Consider the following 16957-nt stretch of genomic DNA (forward strand, 5'->3'; position numbering starts at 1 on the left):
GCTGCACTTGCAGTGGTGCGCGCCGGGGCCATTTAAATGTCAAAGGAAGCATCGCCATGCTTGATATCACCGCACATCCCTTAAATGACGATTCCGCGACATCCGCCGTTGCCGCAGTGCCGAACGATGCTGCGCTGCTCGATGCCTATTCGAACGCTGTCATCGATGTCACCGAACGCGTCGGTCCCGCGGTCGTGCGCGTCGAGACCGGCGCGAGGACGCCGAATGCCCGCGAACGCGGCGGGCTGGGCTCGGGCATCGTCATCTCGCCGGACGGCCTTGTCCTGACCAACAGCCATGTCGTCGGCAATTCGAAGCATATACGCCTGCGCGACACCGAAGGCGTCGTCACCGATGCCCGCGTGCTCGGCGCCGATCCCGATACCGATCTTGCTTTGCTGCGGGCCGATGGCGCGCGCGAATTGCGTTATGCGGGTCTCGGCAATTCCAAGAACCTGAAGCGCGGCCAGCTCGTGGTCGCGATCGGCAATCCGCTCGGCTTCGAATCCACGGTCACCGCCGGTGTCGTCTCGGCACTCGGCCGCTCGATCCGCTCGGTGAGCGGGCGCAACATCGAGGACGTGATCCAGACCGATGCCGCGCTCAATCCCGGCAACTCCGGTGGCGCGCTGGTGTCGTCGCGCGGCGAGGTGATCGGCATCAACACCGCCATCATCCAGGGCGCGCAGGGCATCTGCTTTGCGGTCGCCAGCAACACCGCGCAATTCGTGCTGTCGGAGATCATCCGCCACGGCTATGTCCGCCGCGCCTTCATCGGCGTGTCCGGCCAAACCGCGCCGATCCCGCGCCGCCATGCGGTGCTTGCCGGCATCGAGAACACCATGGGCGCGCTGCTCGACCAGATCGATCCCGACGGTCCGGCGTTCAAGGCTGGTCTGTTGCCTGGCGATGTCGTGATCAGTCTCGATCACGTGCCGGTGAACGGCGTCGACGATCTGATCCGCATTCTTGATCGCGACCGTATCGATCGGACGATCGAGATCGACGTGCTGCGGATGGGCCGCCTGCGCGCCATCGACATTCATCCCGTCGAACGCAAGGTGCTGGCGCGCGCGTAACAAAAGCGTTTTCGAGCGAAGTGGTCACCGGTTCGCGTTAAGAAAACGCGTAAAACAAGAAGCAGGAGCCCCGTTCCGATTCAATCGGAACGGAAAAGGCTCCGCGTCAGGCCTTGTGCAGCAGCGACAGCTCGGCCTTGAGGCGCAGGCTGCGCTTGCCGGCGAGGGCGGTGGCTTCGAAGGCCGCGCAGCCGTCGCTGCAGCTGCCGAAAAAGCCGATGCCCACTTCATAGCCGGCGAACAGCGAACTCCCGCCGGCTGCGGGCGTGTGTTCCTGATTGACGATCTCGCCCTTCCAGCGGCCGCCGGCCGAACCATAGGCGCCGAGATAATAGAAGCGCGCATCGCCGCCGAGGATGCGGCCGTCGAACAGCAGCATCACGCCGGTCAGCCCGTCCTCGACGCCGTCGAGGGTTTTCATGTGCAGCGAATACAGCCCGTTGGCGATGCCGCCATCGCCTACCGTTCCGGTGTCCGGGAAGTCCTCTTCGTCGAGCCGTGTCATCACGGACTCGAAGGCCGGCCCCTTGCCCTGCGCGTCGCCGCCCGTGAACCTGTAGTTCTTGCCGTCGTGGATGCCACGCACGCGGATCGAGCCGTCGTCGTCGCCATAGAGCGTGCGAAACTGCGAGCCGACATGATGGCGCTGGCCGTGGATCACCGCATGGATGCCGTCGTCGGCTTCCTCATAGGTGCCGACATGGGCGAAGGCAGTGTTGCCGCCGAGCATGCGGCCGTCCTTGCAATACATGACGCTGCGGCCGACCACATCGCCCGCCCGGTAGTCACATTTGTAGAAACCGTCGAACACCTAAAGCCACCCACTGCGCCAACGGGCACCAGTGTAGACGGTCGCGCAGTGCGATAACAGGCATTCCCGGCCGGGCATATCAGCCATCCCGTCCGCGTGACGAACGGAGGTTGGGTGCGCCGGGCCGATCACGCTGTCGTCGAAGCCCCTGGTCGCCGATTGTCGCGCGGCGGGTTTGCGGGCATGGTCGCGCCGAAATCGGGGAGGCCTAGGATGCGTGTTTTACGATGGATGGTGCTGTTCATGACTGCTGCAGTCCCGGCTTTCGCTCAGCCCGCGGCCCAATCCGTTCAGGCATCGCCCGAGGTGCTGCGCGATCTCGCCCCCAGCGGCAAACTCCGCGCCGCGATCAATTACGGCAATAGCGTCCTGGCCCAGAAGGGCCCCGACGGCGCGCCGCGCGGCGTCTCGGCGGATCTTGCCGCTGAACTCGCCAAGCGCCTCGGCGTGGCCGTGGACTATGTGCCCTATGAGGCGGCAGGCAAGGTGTTCGAGGGCGCCAAGGCCGGCGCCTGGGATGTCGGCTTCATCGCCATCGAGCCGGTGCGCGCGCAGGAGATCATCTTCACCGCGCCCTATGTAATCATCGAGGGCACCTACATGGTCCCCGTGAATTCGCCGCTGAAGACCGTCGATGACGTCGACAAAGACGGCGTCCGGATGTCGGTCGGCCTCGGCTCGGCCTACGACCTCTATCTCACCCGCACCATCAAACATGCCACCGTACTGCGCGCCGATGCCGGCGGCGGCAGCGCGATGATCCGCAAGTTTCTCGACGAGAAGCTCGATGCGGCCGCCGGCGTCCGTCAGCAGCTCGATGCCTATGCCAAGGACCATCCGGAGATGCGCGTGATGTCCGGGCATTTCCAGGAGATCCAGCAGGCGATGGCCATGCCGCGCATCGCCGACAAGCCGCGCACGACTGGTGTCGCCTATCTTGCCGCCTTCGTCGAGGAGATGAAGGCCTCGGGTTTCGTCGCCGACGCGCTCAAGCGCAGCGGCCAGGTCGCCGACGTCGCGCCGCCGGCGGGGAAGTGAGCGTCAGCCTTTCAGCGTCCAGCGCATGACGCGGCGGATGAGGACAAAACAGATCACGAAGACGATGATCTGGGTATAGATGTTGCTGGCCGTCCTGCCGTATTGCTCGAACAGCGCGGCCGCCAGCGCAGCCACCATGCCCGATGCCAGCCCGATCAGATAGTCGCGGGTTCTGCCGTGGTCGCGCGTGACGTCGTCGAGCCGCTTCTTGAGGGCACTAATCTCGGTCATCGCCAACTGCCACTCGGTCATTGCCACTTGCCGCCGTGATGCGGCGTGATGGCCGCGCATCATGATTGGTTGGCGGGACGCCGAAACGGTTCAACAGGTCCGCGCCTGCACCGTCGCATTTGTCTCTCCGATTCGAATGTCAAACAGCCACGTGACATCGTTCTCGTGGGCGAAAGCCCCGAGGTGAGCTGTCGTTGTCCCCTCGAAAACTGAGGGGAATGGAGCGCCGCAAGGCGCACCTTGATAGTCAGTCGCTGCGTCCAGTCCGGTTGCGACGCCGTTCCGTCCACAGCGCAACGCCTTGCGGCGCTCCATCACGGCGGTTTCTGTTCCAGGGACCGTGCTTCCGGGTACTGGGCAGGACTAATAAAGTCCTCCGTTCCGGACAGGCTTTCGCCTGCCTTCACCCGCACCCGTCCAGCCGTTTCCGGCGCAGCCCCGTAGTGGGCCAGGACGGTGACCCCGGACCTCCCGAGTCCGTGCTTGCGAGGCACGTCCGCAGGCGCCGTATCCTGCTCCACTCCGAAAGCGCCCTCGAGAAGCGCCCCTCATGAGCAAGGACGGGGATGAGTATATAATCTTATAGGAATTTTGTCAAGGTAGGATTCCGAGCCACTCTCAACCTATTGATCCGTCCTCAATCTCGCCGTTTCTTACTTAAGTCGCCGAACTCCTTCCACAAGCCCAGCATCATAAGTGAGTGAACAATGAGGTTGCCGATGTGCCAATAGAATTGACCCGCATCCATCAAACCATGCGCGATCTCATTTCGCAGATTCATGCCGCGTGGATCGGCATAGAGCGCTTGAAAATGTAGTGTGGCGTCGGGCCCAAGGGCCTCTGCAACCTTGTCATTATAGAGTATTTCACCCTGTCCGATGGCGACGCTTGTTCCGGACACTTTAGGGTGAGGCTTGGTAACTGGCACACCGAGGCTATCCGCGATCTTCCGCAACGCGCGCTCAATTTGTGGGATAAGCACATGCGCGGCCTTCACGTGATCGTTGCGCTCCCATGCGCGGGCGCCTTCCACCAATAAACTCATATCTTCGAACAACCCGTGACGGTTAGCCCATCCGGAAAAATGCTCGGCCACTACTTCGTGCCTCTCAAACAAGCGCCGGAAGGCTTGCGCTAGCCAAGGCGTGGCAAACTGAAAAGAGAACTTGGCTTGATGGAAAAGGCGACCGAACGCATCCTCCCCTACTGATCCGATCTTTGCGGCAACGTGATCGTCGGCCATAACCATTTGCGTGATATGAGCCATAATCGGAGCTTCTTTCAGGGTCTTTTGGACTTCCTTTTCAAGCTCTCCACGTTTCAGCATGAACTCTCGGGTTATACGCACAAAGCTTTTGCCAAGGTCATCAACGACAACGAGGTCCAAGAACTTGTCCATGTCGTCCTTGGTGATCTCGATCTTATGCTCAACCGATTGAAGAGTTTCGCCAGCCGCGCCGATTTTCTGCTGCATAAGGATGCGGGTACGGTCGCGCTCGTCCTTCAAGCCTGCGTCCCGGTATTCATCGGTGGCCGTCTGTAGCAATGCCGCCGCGAGCATCGGATCGGCGTTACTCGCGAAGTGTTCAAATGACTCGCGGACGGCCTTGTGGAGACGCCTGATATCATCGAACTTGTTCAAGCGGCGGTAATACGAGATCAAACGCTCGGCAGCATCCTTGACCTCATGCGGGTTGAAGTGGGTTGGATCTCCGGTATTTGAGCCTTTCGTGACAATGCTTTCCAAGTCAGCGACTAGTTCATCACGCTCCGCATCCGTGACACCTGCCTTTTTGTCCTCAAGTAGCCGGTCAACAGTGTACCACCACATACCAGCGTGAGTTTTCATCAATGCGCGATGCATATCCATTAGCGTAGCGCGCGCCCGATCGGTGCGGTCCTTGTCGTCGATCAAAGTGGCAAGGTCGAGTGCCCGGATCGCAAACATCACTTGGTTGTGGTCCTCAGCCATGCGTGGAACTGCATTGAGGTAGGAATCGATTGCGATCCGGGCGTCCTCTGGATCACGCTTACGCTTACCGATAAGGCCGCTCATTTCCCACGCAAGATCAGCGTAGCGCGATTTAAGGAAGGGATGCTTGAGAGATCGTGCCCGGGCCGCCCAATGCGTTACAACATCTGGTGGGGTCCCTGTGATGTCCGGGAAATAGAATATTTGGCCGTCGGCGTTTGTGCCCGACCCCATGGGGCCAAAGTAGTTATTCCACGGGTTTTCATGTTGGCCAGTTGCCAAAGCGAACGCTAGTACTTCCGCCCAGGCACCAAGATTTTCGGCTTCGGACGGATCAATCAAAGCGCCACGCGCGGTCTTCAGCTCGCCGCCGATCGTGAATTCATCAAACGGCTCTTCGTTGGCATCGAAGCGCTGGACGATGTCCTCAATAAAACTTGGAACGGCGAGTGCGGACATCATGGATATTCCGATCGTAGTTCGGAAAGGTGTCGAGATAATATGTTGCTCTTGGGCCTGAGTGCTTTCGTAGGGCGGGGCGCTAGTCGCTCAAAGCTCGACGTCGCCCCTCGATCGGTTCGGTGGGATCGAACGTCATGCCGTGCGTTAAGGCAACTATCCTTTGAAAAAGCTCAGCCGGTAGCGGCTGCAGTCTATCAGGGTGGCGTTTGATGTTGTTCCGCAGGAAGGAAGGCACTGCGGTCACAGAAAGATCTTCGCGCATTTCATGCCACCCTTGTCTGCGCCACCAAACTGATCCCGAGTGCATGCAACACCTTCAGCACCGTCGCGAATTCCGGTTTGGCATCACCGCCGAGCGCGCGATAAAGGTTCTCGCGCGACAGGCCGGTCTTCTCGGCAACGTCGGTCATGCCCTGCGCGCGGGCAACGGCGCCGATCGCCTTGGCGATCAAGGCCGGGTCTTCCGATTCAAAAGCCTCAGTTAGATAGGCGGCGATCATCTCTGGATTGTCGAGATAGTCGGCGGCATCGAATGGGGTCACGGTGGCCATGCTCACTCCTTCAGTTGATGCGCGAGCTGCTTGGCAGCGGCGATGTCTGCGCTTTGCGAGCTCTTGTCGCCACCGCAGAGCAGGATGATCAGTTCGTCGCCGCGACGGACGAAATAGACCCGATAGCCTGGTCCGTAGTGAATGCGCATCTCACTGACGCCATCACCGACTGGCGCAACGTCGCCGGGGTTGCCAAGCTCCAGCCGATCGATGCGCGACAGCCCGCGCCCGGATGTCGCGCAGATTTTTCAGCCAAATCGAGAATTCGTCGGTTCTCTTGATCACCGGCATCTGTAGCGTATACGCTACAGATGCATTCGTCAATGAGCGCGGATCAGGGCCTCTTCTTCCACCCACCCCGATGCCCCGGCGCGCCGCCGGTTGATCTTGGCGCGGGGCCAAACTCCGGCCCGGACTCGCGGCTGTTCTTCGGCTGGAAGATCTTGCTCTCGGTGCCCGGACCCATTTCGTCCAGTGTCGGCTTGCGCGGACGTTCCACCTCTTTGCCGCGGGCGGGCTTCACTTCATGCCAGTTCGCGATGCCCATCTCGTCCAGCCCGGGCTTGTGCACTTTCGACGACGCACCGCCCGCTGATGAACTCTTGCCGTATTTGCCGCGCGCCTTGCCTTGCGCGGCCTTGTCGAGACGCGCGGGAAGATTGGCGGCGTCGCCATACTTCTTCTCGCCTTTGTAACCGCCGCCGCGAGCGGCAACGCCGCGCTGCTTGACGGTGGGGTCGTCGACCACGGCCAATTCGGTGGCGCGCAGGCGCTTGACCTCGTCGCGCAGCCTTGCGGCTTCCTCGAAGTTCAGGTCGGCCGCGGCCTCGCGCATCCGCACTTCCAGATCGGCCAGCACGGCTTCGAAATTGTGCCCGATGGTGATGGCATCCTCGGCCATGCCGCCGCCGATATCCACCAGCACGCGGTCGCCTTCATAGACCGAGTTCATGATGTCGCCGATCGACTTCTTCACGCTCTCCGGCGTGATGCCATGCAGCGTGTTGTATTCGACCTGCTTCTCGCGGCGGCGATCGGTTTCGGCGATGGCGCGCGTCATCGAGCCGGTCATCTGGTCGGCATAGAGAATGACGCGGCCGTCGACGTTACGCGCGGCGCGGCCGATGGTCTGGATCAGCGACGTCTCCGAGCGCAAAAAGCCTTCCTTGTCGGCGTCGAGCACGGCGACCAGCGCGCATTCGGGAATGTCGAGACCTTCGCGGAGGAGATTGATGCCGACCAGCGCGTCGAAGGCGCCGAGGCGGAGATCCCTGATGATCTCGATACGCTCGATGGTGTCGATGTCGCTGTGCATGTAGCGCACGCGGATGCCCTGCTCATGCAGGAACTCCGTGAGGTCTTCGGCCATGCGCTTGGTCAGCACGGTGATCAGCGAACGATAGCCCTGGGCCGCGGTGGCGCGGACTTCGCCCAACAGATCGTCGACCTGGGTGCGGGCCGGGCGGATATTGATCGGCGGGTCGATCAGGCCGGTGGGGCGAATGACCTGCTCGACGAACACGCCGCCGGATTCCTGCAGCTCCCAGCCGGACGGCGTCGCCGACACCGCGATCGATTGCGGGCGCATCATGTCCCATTCCTCGAATCGTAGCGGGCGGTTGTCCATGCAGGAGGGCAGGCGGAAGCCGTATTCCGCCAGCGTCGCCTTGCGGCGGAAGTCGCCTTTGAACATGGCGCCGATCTGCGGCACCGAGACGTGGCTTTCGTCGGCGAAGACCAGCGCATTGTCCGGCACATATTCGAACAAGGTCGGCGGCGGCTCGCCCGGCCGGCGGCCGGTGAGATAGCGCGAATAGTTCTCGATGCCGGCGCAGCTACCGGTGGCTTCCATCATTTCGAGATCGAAGGTGGTGCGCTGCTCCAGGCGCTGCGCTTCCAGCAGACGGCCCTGATTGTGCAACTGGTCGAGTCGCCACTTCAGCTCTTCCTTGATCGACTTCATCGCCTGGATCAGCGTCGGCCGCGGCGTCACGTAATGCGAATTGGCGTAGATCTTGATGAATTCGAGCTCGTCCTGCTTGTGGCCGGTGAGCGGATCGAACTCCTCGATGCTCTCCACGGTGTCGCCGAACAGGTTCACGCGCCAGGCGCGGTCTTCATAGTGGGCCGGAAAGATGTCGATGACATCGCCGCGCACGCGGAATGTGCCGCGGGTGAAATCGTGCTGGGTGCGCTTGTATTGCAGCGCCACGAGATCGGCGATCAGCTGGCGCTGGTCGATGCGCTCGTCCTTCTTGAGCGCGAAGGTCATCGCGGTATAGGTTTCCACCGAGCCGATACCGTAGATGCACGATACCGAGGCCACGATGATGACGTCGTCGCGTTCTAAGAGCGCACGCGTCGCCGAGTGGCGCATGCGGTCGATCTGCTCGTTGATGGACGAGTCTTTCTCGATATAGGTGTCGGTGCGCGGGACGTAGGCTTCCGGCTGGTAGTAGTCGTAATAGCTGACGAAATATTCGACGGCGTTGTCGGGGAAGAAGTTCTTGAACTCGCCGTAGAGCTGCGCGGCCAGCGTCTTGTTCGGCGCGAGGATGATCGCTGGGCGCTGCGTTGCCTCGATCACCTTGGCCATGGTGTAGGTCTTGCCCGAACCGGTGACGCCGAGCAGAACCTGGGTGCGGTCGTTGCGGTCGATGCCCTCGACCAGTTCCTTGATGGCGGTGGGCTGGTCGCCCTTCGGCTCGTATTCCGACTTCAGCTCGAAGCGCACGCCGCCTTCGGATTTCTCCGGGCGCGGCGGACGGTGCGGCGTCCACACCTTCTGGTCCTTGAACTCCGGACGGCCGTCGCGCACCAGTGCTTCCAGCGCGTCGGCGGTGGCCTGCACGCCGAGGGCTTCCATCTTGTTGCGCGGCGGGCGCGCCGTCAGCGCCTCGGCGTCTTCTTCCTCGGTGGTGAAGCCGAGCTGCTTGGCCAGTTCCGGATCCAGCGTCGGGATCGAGGCCGAGGTGTTGTAATTGGCCTGCGGCGCTTCCTCGAGACCCTTCTGCTCGCTCAGCCGCGGCGCATAGGGCGCGACAACAGGCTGGGGAAACGGCTGCAATGGCGTCGGGCGCATGCCTTCATCGCCCTCGAACTTCTTAGGCGTCGATTTGCGCGCGCGATGCACCGCGGCCTCGCCGCCGGAGCGGCGCTCGAAGGAATTAGTCGGCGGCGGCTGCAGGCCGGTGCCCGAGCCCATGCCGGCATCGCCGCGGTTGATCGCGGGATTCAGCAGTTCCGCCAGCGCAGGCCCGATCGGCTTGACGTCGGGACGGCCGGCGCCAGGCTTGGCGGCGGGTGTCTTGATTGATTTTGCGGGCTTTTTCGGAGAGTCGGGTTTCTTCGCCATGGGCGGAATATGGGGCGAGTCTGGTGGCGATAAAAGGGCCCTACTTGAGCAGCCTCAACAGCTTCTTGCCCGCCGGCGTGGCGAATTCCCTGGCGTCGATGGTGCCGTCATTATCGGGGTTTGCCGCGCGGAACCGGGTTTCCACCACGGCGAGATATTCCGCTCTGTCGAGCGTGCCGTCGTTGTCCGGATTGGCGGCCGCGAATTCGCTCTTGCTCATGCGGCCACGCAGCTCCCTGGCGTCCAGCGTGCCGTCCTTGTCGCGGTCGAGCTTGTCGAACAGTTTGCCGGCGGCGTTCTTGGCTTCGGCGAGGTCGACGGTGCCATCCTTGTCGGGATCGAGCTGCGCCAGGAAAGAGGCCGACCACGCTGGCACAGCGGCGAGCGACAGGGCGAGCGACAACAGAACGGTCCGACGCGACAACGCCATGGCAGCCTCCCTTGAATACTATCCTTGATTGCAAGGATGCCTGAAGGGGATAGTCCATTCAAGGGACAAGACTTGGTGTCCTGCAGGGGGGCGGCTTCACCACGCCTGTGGGGCGACAGGTTACGCCCGCAGGCGCTTGAGCGATTCCGGCAGGCGCGCATCGACCCAGGTGCCGATGTCGCGCTGGTGGCGATGGACATACAGCCCCAGCGCTATGATTCCGATGCCGATCAGCGACAGCGCGAACGGGAACAGCATCGAATCCTTGAAGATCTTCTCGGCGAGGTCGCTGAGATAGATCGCAATGCCGATGGTGCCGAACACCGCGAACACCCGCCGCGACAAGGCGACCGAGATCAGCAGGAAACCGACGTTCAGCAGGCAATACATTGCCTTGTCGAGATTGGTGCCGTTCGACGTGGCGGTGATGCCGCCCCAGAATGTCAGCACGCCGAACAGATAAAGCCAGAATGCGAAATCGCCGCTGCGCTGGCGCAGGTTGACGATCACCGCAGCAACCAGAATGCCAAGGCCGAACCAGATGGACACCTTGCGCGATAGCTCCCAGTTGCCGTAGCTCGCGCCCGCGATCCAGGGCACGACATCCATCGACAGGAACCATAGCGCCACCGCCATGATGAACACGATGAACGGAAAGCGATAGAACCGCAGCGCCACGATTGCCGCGGCGATGGTCGCCAGCTCCATGAAGACGAAGCTGCCTTTGATCCAGACATAGAAATCGCGCATCGCCGCCGGCCGACCGAAATCGGTCCAGGCACCGTAGGCATCCTGTATGCCGAACACGGCGAGCGGCGTCATCGCCACGGCGACCGCGATCAGCAGACCACCCGGTGTGCGCAGCTTCTTGACGGTCCAGAGATAGTGTCCGGCCGCGGTGAACAGGCCGGCATAGACAAGTGCAGTGGCGGTCAGGGCCGGTCCGCCCATCTGCGAAAATGCCAGCGTCGAGAACAGCCCCATGGCTGATATCACCACCAGCGCGCCGGCATACCAGAGCAAGTGCACGACATCGAATTTGGGACCGGCCGCAGGCTGCTCCGGCACCCGCGCCGTGAGGAAAGTCAGCAGGGCGTCGAGCTGCGTGGAAGGAAGCACGCCGGCTGTGACAGCCGCGCGCAGATCATCGGTCGAATATCGCATGCACTCTCTCCGCAATGCGCCATTCGACGCCGAACACTGCCCTTTGTCGCTTACACAGGCCGAAGCGTTCAAGGGCCAAAACCGGTCGCCGTGAGACTACAACGCCCGCGCGGCATTGCCCTTGAACGATACAGGCCCGGTCGGATGGCCGGCCGGCGAGCCGTCTTCGTGCTCCCGGGTGATCTCGAACGGCTGGTCGGCGACGATTTCCGGCGACAGTCGGGACCACGACGAAGCGACGGGCGCCGCCGTGATGCGCCAGCTGCGCGAATGGACACTCAACCCGAAAGCGATTGATGTGGATAAATCAATCAAAGGAAATGCCCTGATAAATATCAACTACGGGATGTGCCGCGAATCTGCCGAGCTTCACCTCATTACAAATCAAAGATTTGCTTGGGGGCGACCATGTTTTCAGGATTCGCGACGCGCTTTACTGCGCGAATGACGGCGCTTGTTCTAGTGGCGTCGATGCTGACGGGGTGTGCGGAGTTCAATCGAAGAGGGGGGATCGTCGCGCAGGGCGAAGATTATGTTCTCTTCGTTGCAAACACGAAAAGCCATCGGTTGTTTCGGTCATATCTGTTGGTTGGCGTTTTATTAGCGGCAGCGCGGCAAGCCGGTCACAACGATGCTGACAAGCTTGCTATCGAAGCCAACATGAGAGCTGCAGTGGAAACGGCTTATGAGGCATACCACTGCCTTTATCCCGATGCGAATACGAACATTGCGATCACAGACAACGCAGTGGGAGCGATCGGTACACTCGAGGCTGCCAGATTTACATTGCCGGCAGTTTGCCAGTTTTTCGATGAGAAGATGGCGAGATTGGACTACGCCCTGTTCAGACTCGCGCTGACGACGCTCTTCAATGCCGAAAGCAATGCATCACTTTCCGAAATTCGTGACAAATTGATGGGGAAGATTCCGGTCCTTTCGGACTCAGTGAAAGCCGCCATTCACGCAACCAAGGCAGTCAATCAGGCCACGTCGTTGGTCGACGATCTTCTCAATCTGAGCTTTTCGAGTGCTGGTCCCGTATTAACCCTGCTGCCGCTTTATCGGGATTCGCTCGAACTCAACATGTGGCTGATCATCGATAATCTGACGAAGAGGTGCCAATTGGCGCCTGCGAACGTAACTCCCGGACCCGACGGCTCCTACGCTCCCAGTTACGCAATGGCGCGAGGCGAGGTTTGCGCGACCTTGGCATACGCGTTGCAGATTATGAACAATGGAAATAGCGATCTTCGTCTATGGCGAGACTTCGCTTGGAACATGAACTATGCGACGTTTGCCATCGAGGCATATACGCCTCACTTTTTCTTAGTAACGAAACTCATGTGGCGTTCATGCCAGAATTTGTTGGGCGATAGCACCGAGTATACGAAGACTCCGACTGCAAGAAACAAATGTCAGAATGCATTGAACCAAGCATTGGCGAAAGCTGCCTTTGAGGCTGACCTTGTTCCTGGAGAGGGGGGGCGGCTGTATAGTGCGTCATTGGAGAGACGGCAGTATCTCGCACGAATACGCTCCCCCCAAATGCCTTCCCAACTTTCTAGTCGACCATCAAATGCAACAGATGTGCGGAACTCGGAAAAGCCTGGAGAAAAAGATCTGAATCCGACAGGATCTATCGGGAAGCCGAAGCAGGTTGAGCCCCAATAGTTGTAAATGGGTTGGCAAATCCCCGGTGCGAATATAGCCGGGGATTTGCTTATCTCGGTTCACAACGCCCTTGCCGCATTCCCCTTGAACAAAATCGGCCCCGTCGGTCTCCCGATCGGCGAGCCGCCTTCGGGCTCCAGTGTGATCTCGAACAGCTGATCTGCTACAGTATCCGGCAATGCTTCCAGATCGAGCTGCAATGTCCGCGACTGTCCGGTGAGACCGATGGACTTCGGGCCGATGTCGCGATCCCACAGGGTCCAGACCTGCAGCGTGCGGCCGGCGGGGACGTCGATCGGGCGCAGCGGGATCAGTTCAACGCGGCCGTCGGAGAAGGTGTTGACGATGGCGCCGGTTTCCCTGGTGGCGTCGTTGACCAGCACGGCGACATAGATCGGCTTGCGCTGCGCCAGCGCGATCAGTTCGCGGCGGAGCTGGCGCGATGTTGCGAGCGCGCCGATCAGGATCACCACAAGCATCAAGGCCGCGAACACGCCGCCGATCCCGGTGCCGCGCCAGAAGCCGATATTGTCCCATAGCGTTGCACCGCGCAGCGCGGCGCGGGCGCCGGGTAGCGGGATCGCGGGTTTCACCTTGGTGGAGTCGGCGATGCGGTCCCACAGTGCAGCGCTGGGGGCGAGTGCTTCGGCTGTGGCGTCGAGATCGGCCAATCGCTCGCGCCAGGTGCTGACGGCCCTGGCGAAATCGGCATCGTCGGTCATGCGCGCTTCGGCAGCGGCGAGCTCGGTGCCTTCCAGCAGGCCCATCACATAGTCGGCGGCGAGATCGTCGGTGGAATGCGTATTGTCGTCGTGCATGCTCATCCCATGCACTCCTGCAGTGCGAACAGACTGCGGCGGACCCAGCTCTTCACGGTGCCCAAGGGCACCTTCAGCCGGCCGGCCAGTTCGCCGTGGCTCATGCCATGGACATAGGCCAGCACCACGACATCGCGGCGTGGCCGGTCGATGCGCTCCAGGCATTTACGCAACGCCGATGTCTCGGGCATCCGCGTCACGGTCGCCTCGCAGTCGATATCGAGCGCGCTGTCGTCGGACGCATCATAGCGATGCTCGTTGCGGTGAATGCTGAGCGCGCGGTTGCGCACGACGGCATAGAGCCAGCCGCGCGCCGAGCCGCGATGCGGATCGAACGACGCGGCCGCGCCCCAGATTCGCACGAAGGCATCGTGCACGGCTTCCTCCGCCAGATCCTGCCGGAACAGGATGCGGCGGGCGACGCCGATCATCTTCGGGGCTTCGCTGTTGTAGATCATCTGCAGAGCCGCCCGGTCGCCGGCGGCGCATCGCGCCAGCGCAGCCGACAGTTGTGCCTCGCGCACGTGGTCGAGGCCCGCCTCGTCGCGCCGGGTCTCGGTGATGGTGCCATTCCCAGTCATGTCCATGCCCTTGCATGGTCAGTCTACCTTTGCCGCACGCAATTGGATGCACCCAAATGAATTTATTTTCAGGGGCGTGCATCCAGTCGGGAGGGCCCGCCGGTAGTCCTTGTGTCGGTCCCGAGGGGACCGCGGAAACACAGGGAGCCACTCATGTCATTTCGTTCGCTTTTTGCCGCCTCCGCCGCGCTGCTGCTGACATCCGCCGCCGCCAATGCCGCCCAGGTCGCAGCCCTGGTCGGTGGCGACACCATCGCCATGGTCGATACCACCAAGAAGATGGCCACCGGATCCGTCAAGGTCACTGGTATATCCGGCGCGCTGGTCGGCATCGATGTCCGCCCGGCCGACGGCATGCTCTACGGTCTGGTCGATGATGGCACCGTGGTCACCATTGCCGCCGACGGCAAGGCGACGGTGAAGTCGAAGCTCGACACCATGCTGGCCAAGGGCGTCGGCGCTACCGTCGACTTCAATCCGGTCGCCGATCGTCTGCGCGTGATGGGCTCGGACGGCATGAGCCTGCGCGCCAATGTCGACGACGGCAAGGTGACGAAGGACGGCGATCACAAATATGCCGAGACCGACATGCACAAGGGCGAAAAACCGAATGTCATCGCCGGCGCCTACACCAATTCGGTGAAGGGCACCAAGGAGACCGCGCTGTTCGACATCGACGGCACCATCGGTGCGCTGGTCAAGCAGGCGCCACCGAATGACGGCATTCTCGGCGCGGTCGGCAAACTCGGCATCAAGCCGGCGGCTGTCGCCTTCGATATCTGGTCGGATGGCACCAGGAACGAAGCCTGGCTGATGGCCGACGGCACGCTCTATTCGGTCGATCTCGTCACCGGCAAGGCCACCGAAGCCGCCAGGATCTCCGGCGTCACCGGCAAGGTGACGGATATCGCGATCATGGGCATGTAAGCTTCAGTCGATCACTTCTATCACGATGCTGCGCTCGCAAGGGCGCGGCATCTCTATTTTCCGATTCCCAGATACGGCCGGATCATGTCGACCATCTTCTCGGCAGAGGTGCCGGGCGGAAAGAAGCCGAGATATTTTCCGTCGCGGTCCATCAGATAGACGAAGGCCGAGTGATCGACGGTGTAGTCGGCCGGCTTGTCGTCGAAGTCGATGCGCTTGTAATAAACGCGATACGCTTCGGCGGCGGCATGAATCGCGGCAGTGCTGCCGGTCAGGCCGATCAGCTTCGGGTGAAACATCGGCACATATTGCGCCAGTTGCTCCCGGGTGTCGCGCTCGGGATCCAGAGTGATGAAGAGCGGCTGCACATGAGCGGCGTCAGCGCCAAGCCGGTCCATCGCCAGTCCGATGGCCTGCAGGTCGGTCGGGCAGATGTCCGGACAATAGGTGAAACCGAAATACACCAGCAGCAGCCGGCCGCGATAGTCGCGCTCGCTGCGGGCATGGCCCGACTGGTCGATAAGCTGGAACGCGCCGCCGATCGGCTCGCGATTCCACATCACTGCGTCCATCAATTCGGCTGCGGAGCGGGACGACCCCTGCGCTGAGGCGGGCGCCGCACTCCAGCACCCGAGCCACAGCGCAGCCATGGCGGCTATGCCGGTCCGGTACCAGAAGGCGCGTGCGGCGCGCGAGGTCACGCGCTGAAGGTCAGGCGGCTGCCGGTCGAGACGTTGATGACGTTGTCCGGCATCTGCGCGCGCGCCTCGAGCAGGAAGTTCAGGCCGCTGCAATGCATCGGGATGATCACATCGGGCTCGAGCTTCTTGATCTCGCCGACGATCTGCTTGAGGTAGTCGGCAGGGGCAGGACCGAGGTGAAAGCCGCCGACGACGGCGTGTACCTTCTGCACGCCCGATATCTCCTGCGCCTGCCGGACCGAATTGACGATGCCGACATGGCCGCAGGAGCTGATCACCACCAGCCCCTTGCCGCGGATGTTGAAGCAGGTGGCGTGTTCGTGGACGTGTTCGTCCGGTGCAAAATTGCCCTGCAGTTCGGCAGCCGTATAGTGGCCGTAGTCGCAGCCTGCGCTGTCCGGCTTGTAGTCCACGAAGGTGTTCGGCAGCACGCGCTCGACGCTGTTACGCTTGATCTTGCCTGTTGTGAAAGCATGGCCCTCGATCACCGTGGGGGTTTCGCAGAGTACGGTCTGCACCTTCTGTGCGGCGATCTGCTTGCGGTCGAGGATGCCGCCTTCGCCGAACTGGCCGGTCGATGCGCGGCTGACGCGGTGGCAGAAATTATCCTCGCCGCCGGCATAGAGCTTGATGTCGGGTGGCAATACGCTGCGATATTGCTCGAGGAAGCCGATCAGTCCACCGTAATGATCGATATGTCCGTGACTGACGATCAGCGCGTTGAGCGAGGCCGGGTCGACCTTGAGCAGCCCGATATTGTTGATGATCGCCGGCGAGGTATAGCCGAAATCGAGCAGGATATTACGCTTGTCCTGCTCACGCTGCGATTCCAGAAACAGCGACAGGCCCCACTCATTGTGCAGCACGTTGCGCGCATCCGCGCTGCGGGCCGGTCCTGGCCCCTCATGCACCACGCCATTTACCGTGCTGCCGCGCAGGAATTGATCATGCTGCTGATCGACGAGCACGCGGATCGAGAGCCGATCGACCGTTGGCACCTGGATCGGCGCCGCGTTGGCAACCTCCACGCAGGAAAATCCGGCCGCAGCCATGCCAGCAAAGGCGGCCGAGGTCTTGAGAAAGTCGCGGCGGCGGATATCTGCGGTCATGGCATGTCTCCCGGAAATCATCCGCCTGTGCGGAGTTTCCGTTTGATAACAGACCGG

The 16957-nt window shown here is 61.7% G+C and carries 16 protein-coding genes and 1 pseudogene; 5 read left to right on the plus strand and 12 right to left on the minus strand.

All coding sequences use genetic code 11. From position 1 onward, the window contains the following. Positions 1–56: 56 nt before the first annotated feature. Positions 57–1079, plus strand: coding sequence for a trypsin-like peptidase domain-containing protein (locus tag AB8B20_RS26825; RefSeq protein ID WP_439074001.1), 1023 nt, complete (start codon positions 57–59; stop codon positions 1077–1079). A gap of 106 nt (positions 1080–1185) precedes the next feature. On the opposite strand, the gene AB8B20_RS26830 is transcribed toward AB8B20_RS26825, so the two are convergent. Further along, on the minus strand, positions 1186–1890 hold the full coding sequence (locus AB8B20_RS26830) for a GrlR family regulatory protein (RefSeq protein WP_439074000.1): 705 nt from the start codon (positions 1888–1890) through the stop codon (positions 1186–1188). A 213-nt stretch (positions 1891–2103) separates the two neighbouring features. Here AB8B20_RS26830 and AB8B20_RS26835 point away from each other — a divergent pair, with 213 nt between their 5' ends. Further along, entirely contained in the window at positions 2104–2928 is an 825-nt protein-coding gene (locus AB8B20_RS26835; RefSeq protein WP_439073999.1) for a transporter substrate-binding domain-containing protein, read from the plus strand. 3 nt (positions 2929–2931) lie between these two features. Here the strand turns inward: AB8B20_RS26835 and AB8B20_RS26840 are convergent, their stop codons facing one another. The 7 genes and pseudogenes from AB8B20_RS26840 to AB8B20_RS26870 all read right to left on the minus strand — a co-directional run bounded on the left by AB8B20_RS26840 (position 2932) and on the right by AB8B20_RS26870 (position 11093). Further along, a complete protein-coding gene (locus AB8B20_RS26840) occupies positions 2932–3159 on the minus strand; it encodes a hypothetical protein (protein WP_439073998.1) in 228 nt (75 codons plus the stop codon). A gap of 637 nt (positions 3160–3796) precedes the next feature. Then, positions 3797–5593: a DUF4209 domain-containing protein gene (locus AB8B20_RS26845; RefSeq protein WP_439073997.1), complete on the minus strand. Its 1797-nt coding sequence runs from the start codon at positions 5591–5593 to the stop codon at positions 3797–3799. A gap of 263 nt (positions 5594–5856) precedes the next feature. Continuing rightward, positions 5857–6144: an addiction module antidote protein gene (locus tag AB8B20_RS26850; RefSeq protein WP_439073996.1), complete on the minus strand. Its 288-nt coding sequence runs from the start codon at positions 6142–6144 to the stop codon at positions 5857–5859. 2 nt (positions 6145–6146) lie between these two features. Next, positions 6147–6435, minus strand: a pseudogene (locus tag AB8B20_RS26855) (type II toxin-antitoxin system RelE/ParE family toxin). 43 nt (positions 6436–6478) lie between these two features. Then, positions 6479–9499 carry an excinuclease ABC subunit UvrB gene (gene uvrB / locus AB8B20_RS26860; RefSeq protein WP_439073995.1) on the minus strand — a complete coding sequence of 1007 codons (3021 nt, stop codon included), beginning with the start codon at positions 9497–9499 and terminating at the stop codon, positions 6479–6481. 40 nt (positions 9500–9539) lie between these two features. Beyond that, entirely contained in the window at positions 9540–9929 is a 390-nt protein-coding gene (locus AB8B20_RS26865; RefSeq protein ID WP_439073994.1) for an EF-hand domain-containing protein, read from the minus strand. 120 nt (positions 9930–10049) lie between these two features. Next, positions 10050–11093, minus strand: a complete 1044-nt coding sequence (locus tag AB8B20_RS26870) for a hypothetical protein (RefSeq protein WP_439073993.1) — start codon at positions 11091–11093, stop codon at positions 10050–10052. 121 nt (positions 11094–11214) lie between these two features. Between AB8B20_RS26870 and AB8B20_RS26875 the strand changes: the two genes are divergently transcribed. Together AB8B20_RS26875 and AB8B20_RS26880 are read left to right on the plus strand one after the other, a co-directional pair. Then, positions 11215–11541: a hypothetical protein gene (locus AB8B20_RS26875; RefSeq protein WP_439073992.1), complete on the plus strand. Its 327-nt coding sequence runs from the start codon at positions 11215–11217 to the stop codon at positions 11539–11541. Beyond that, positions 11502–12764: a hypothetical protein gene (locus tag AB8B20_RS26880; protein WP_439073991.1), complete on the plus strand. Its 1263-nt coding sequence runs from the start codon at positions 11502–11504 to the stop codon at positions 12762–12764. The genes AB8B20_RS26875 and AB8B20_RS26880 overlap by 40 nt, the downstream gene beginning before the upstream one ends. A gap of 59 nt (positions 12765–12823) precedes the next feature. On the opposite strand, the gene AB8B20_RS26885 is transcribed toward AB8B20_RS26880, so the two are convergent. After that, complete coding sequence (locus AB8B20_RS26885) at positions 12824–13588, minus strand: anti-sigma factor (protein WP_439062356.1); 765 nt, start codon at positions 13586–13588, stop codon at positions 12824–12826. Beyond that, the gene (locus AB8B20_RS26890) at positions 13585–14163 is read right to left on the minus strand and encodes a sigma-70 family RNA polymerase sigma factor (protein WP_439073990.1); all 579 of its coding nucleotides are present in this window, start codon (positions 14161–14163) and stop codon (positions 13585–13587) included. The genes AB8B20_RS26885 and AB8B20_RS26890 overlap by 4 nt, the downstream gene beginning before the upstream one ends. A 153-nt stretch (positions 14164–14316) precedes the next feature. Between AB8B20_RS26890 and AB8B20_RS26895 the strand changes: the two genes are divergently transcribed. Beyond that, positions 14317–15090 (plus strand): DUF4394 domain-containing protein, encoded by a 774-nt coding sequence (locus AB8B20_RS26895; protein ID WP_439073989.1) that lies wholly within the window; start codon positions 14317–14319, stop codon positions 15088–15090. Between the two features lie 53 nt (positions 15091–15143). Here the strand turns inward: AB8B20_RS26895 and AB8B20_RS26900 are convergent, their stop codons facing one another. After that, positions 15144–15740: an SCO family protein gene (locus tag AB8B20_RS26900; RefSeq protein ID WP_439074077.1), complete on the minus strand. Its 597-nt coding sequence runs from the start codon at positions 15738–15740 to the stop codon at positions 15144–15146. Between the two features lie 47 nt (positions 15741–15787). Next, positions 15788–16900: an MBL fold metallo-hydrolase gene (locus tag AB8B20_RS26905; RefSeq protein ID WP_175367583.1), complete on the minus strand. Its 1113-nt coding sequence runs from the start codon at positions 16898–16900 to the stop codon at positions 15788–15790. Positions 16901–16957: the final 57 nt, after the last annotated feature.

This window comes from Tardiphaga sp. 866_E4_N1_4 (assembly GCF_052076075.1).
In the GTDB taxonomy this organism is placed as follows: domain Bacteria; phylum Pseudomonadota; class Alphaproteobacteria; order Rhizobiales; family Xanthobacteraceae; genus Tardiphaga; species Tardiphaga robiniae.